General features: G+C 53.8%; 2 protein-coding genes, 4 tRNA genes and 1 pseudogene. All 7 read left to right on the top strand.

What is annotated here, in order from left to right; genetic code table 11:
- Positions 1-48: 48 nt before the first annotated feature.
- Positions 49-345: pseudogene (locus tag BBW68_RS13275) on the top strand (transposase); the annotation flags it as partial.
- 87 nt (positions 346-432) lie between these two features.
- Positions 433-1,173 carry a lipopolysaccharide N-acetylmannosaminouronosyltransferase gene (wecG, locus tag BBW68_RS13270; protein WP_070135721.1) on the top strand — a complete coding sequence of 247 codons (741 nt, stop codon included), beginning with the start codon at positions 433-435 and terminating at the stop codon, positions 1,171-1,173.
- Positions 1,174-1,351: 178 nt separating this feature from the next.
- Positions 1,352-1,428, top strand: a tRNA-Arg gene (locus BBW68_RS13265).
- A gap of 92 nt (positions 1,429-1,520) precedes the next feature.
- Positions 1,521-1,596, top strand: a tRNA-His gene (locus BBW68_RS13260).
- Between the two features lie 27 nt (positions 1,597-1,623).
- Positions 1,624-1,710: transfer RNA gene (locus BBW68_RS13255), tRNA-Leu, on the top strand.
- A 31-nt stretch (positions 1,711-1,741) separates the two neighbouring features.
- Positions 1,742-1,818 (top strand) — tRNA-Pro (locus tag BBW68_RS13250).
- 335 nt (positions 1,819-2,153) lie between these two features.
- A partial coding sequence (locus tag BBW68_RS17055) for a helix-turn-helix domain-containing protein (RefSeq protein WP_148127678.1) occupies positions 2,154-2,365 on the top strand: 212 nt, incomplete at its 3' end.

The raw sequence follows: 2,365 nt of genomic DNA, 5'->3' as shown, positions 1-2,365 counted from the left end.
CCATCCTTCCAAATTTACACCACGTCCTAAGACTCTACCGTCACAGAGATGATGGACGAAGCGGAGGCGGAGGTGCTGGCGTACTTCGGGTTCCCGGGAGCGCACCGGGTGAAAATCCACTCCACGAACACGCTGGAGCGCCTGAATAAAGAGGTGAAGCGGCGTTCCGACGTGGTGGGTATCTTCCCCAACGAAGAGAGCATAACCCGGCTTCTGGGTGCGGTGCTGACGGAGCAGAACGAAGAATGGCTGTTGCAGAACCGCTACCTGCCGCAGCACAGCATGGCGGAGATAGAGCAGACCGCTGAAAACGATGTGATCGAGGCGCTGCCACTCAGCGCTTAACAGACATATTACCGGACCGGAAGGCTGGATCTGAATTTACACCACCTTGACGGACTCGACCTTGCTTATGACCTCAAGGAAATCCCGATGAATGCCTCTGTAACCGTGCCGCACTATCAGATTCGCGGCATTACGCTGTCAGGTTTTAGTGATATGGTGCCGTTTGTCGACTACCTCAATTACGACGGTAAGCTGAAAACCGGCATGCTGGTGGCTATAAACGCCGAAAAAGTGCTGACGGCTGAGGCAGATGCGGCCGTGGCTGAGCTGATTGCCGCGGCAGAATATAAGTATGCCGACGGTGTCAGCATTGTACGTTCGATCCGCAAGAAGTATCCGCAGGCCGACGTGTCACGTATTGCCGGCTCCGATCTGTGGGAAGCGTTGATTGAGCGCGCCGGGCACGAAGGCACGCCGGTGTTTCTGATTGGCGGACGGGAGTCGGTGCTGGCGCAGACTCAGGACCAGCTACGCCGCCGCTGGAGTGTGAATATCGTTGGCGCCCAAGACGGTTTCTTCAATCCCGCCGACCGTGATGCGCTGTTCGCCCGCATTCAGGCCAGCGGCGCCAAGCTGGTAACTGTCGCGATGGGCTCGCCGCGCCAAGAGATCCTAATGCGCGACTGTAAAGCTGTTTACCCGGATGCGCTGTATATGGGATTAGGCGGTACCTACGACGTGTTTACAGGCCACGTGAAGCGTGCGCCAAAGATATGGCAGAAAATGGGTCTGGAGTGGCTTTACCGCCTTCTGTTGCAGCCTTCACGCCTAAAGCGCCAGCTGCGACTGCTGAAATACCTTAAATATCACTGGCGCGGCGATCTCTAACGCCTTGGACATTTTTCTCTAACCCGGCTATTTAGTGGCTTTTTTGCCATAAAGAGGCAGAAAAACGCTGTAACTTTTAGACGGAATGCACAAAGCGTAATCAAACGCTTTTTTTGTGAAAAAAACACTGGACAGGTAAGGCTCCCGTCCGTAGTATGCACATCCGCAACGGCGCTACGCGCCCGTAGCTCAGCTGGATAGAGCGCTGCCCTCCGGAGGCAGAGGTCTCAGGTTCGAATCCTGTCGGGCGTACCATGAATTTTGTGCGCATGAGTCGCGCTTGTATCATTTACTACATCAGTAAGAAGTAAAACAGTCGCAACAAGCAGTTAAGGAAATCAGGTATGGTGGCTGTAGCTCAGTTGGTAGAGCCCTGGATTGTGATTCCAGCTGTCGTGGGTTCGAGTCCCATTAGCCACCCCAGATTTCAAGAAGTAGATTTTGTCGTATGCGAAGGTGGCGGAATTGGTAGACGCGCTAGCTTCAGGTGTTAGTGTCTTAACAGACGTGAGGGTTCAAGTCCCTCTCTTCGCACCACAAAATCCGTAGCAAAGAATTGCCAGCAATTCGGCGAGTAGCGCAGCTTGGTAGCGCAACTGGTTTGGGACCAGTGGGTCGGAGGTTCGAATCCTCTCTCGCCGACCAATTTAAGAAATCTGCTTTAAAAAGCAGCCCTTTTCGTATGTAGAAAACTCCCCTCTCAAAACTTGCGCTTATAAACTTTTCATGCTTTTCACCCTGACCTGCTTTTAAAGGTAAGCGTCACATGCGGACCGTATTGACGCTTGTGCAGATGTAAGATCGGTTTTCCGCGGCAGCAGATCGCGGACCCGGTTCACCGGCCAGTCTTGGATATGTCCTAGGACATAGCGCAGCTAGGTCTCCGGTTCCACACTGTCGCTACCGATGTAAAACTGGCCCACCTGCCGATGTAAATCTGACCGACCCAGGGTAAAAATGGCAGTTTTAAGGCACTGCCAATGATGACATTGGAGACCAGAGTGGAGATGAGTGTTTTACACCGTCAGGGCATGTCGATACGCGCCATCGCGCGCCAGCTTTCATGCTCTCGTGAGACCGTTCGCAGATATATCCGTAGCCCGCTGCCCGTAGGGGATATCCGCTACAAGCTTCGCGCACCCAGACCCTGCAAGCTTGACCCGTTCAAACCCTATATCCTTGGGCGCGTGGC

It is taken from the genome of Candidatus Erwinia dacicola, assembly GCF_001756855.1.
Lineage (GTDB): Bacteria > Pseudomonadota > Gammaproteobacteria > Enterobacterales > Enterobacteriaceae > Erwinia > Erwinia dacicola.
This window is presented reverse-complemented; position numbering and strand designations above follow the sequence as displayed.